Raw genomic sequence first — 457 nt, forward strand, 5'->3', positions numbered from 1 at the left:
ATGTAACGGATTTTGTGTTTCGACATATCAGTCTCCTAACTATCTATCAGTTTTATAAAGAATTTTCAAAGCGTTCCAACGCTTTCAAATGGTTTAAATTCTGTTCGAACCTGCAAATACGTATGTAGCGTCCTGCAAGAGGACGAACTTTCGTCGCAACGGATGGGTCTGAACACAGCATTTCCGTATAACTTTCCCAATTCTTACGGATAGTCAAAAAATATTCTTTGGATACTCCATTCAATTTGGGGTCTTTTGAATCGATACGGTGCAGCAGATTTTCGTATTTCTTATTCAATTGCTTTTCCAACCTCATACTGAAAATATCCACACATTCATAGCCTTGTCCGTCTATGTCTTTCATCATGCTCTGAGGGCATATGTCCTTATTGTCCTGTTTTTGCCTTGTTACCTTTGGAACAGCCTTTTCAGACGGCCCTGCCGCACCGACACAGGC

General features: G+C 40.7%; 1 protein-coding gene. It reads right to left on the bottom strand.

What is annotated here, in order from left to right:
* Window positions 1-52 precede the first annotated feature (52 nt).
* The coding region (locus HMPREF2711_RS09515) for a hypothetical protein (protein WP_083301560.1) at window positions 53-457 on the bottom strand (405 nt) is incomplete at its 5' end.

Origin of the sequence: Neisseria sp. HMSC070A01, from assembly GCF_001810165.1 — a bacterium.
Taxonomy (GTDB): domain Bacteria; phylum Pseudomonadota; class Gammaproteobacteria; order Burkholderiales; family Neisseriaceae; genus Neisseria.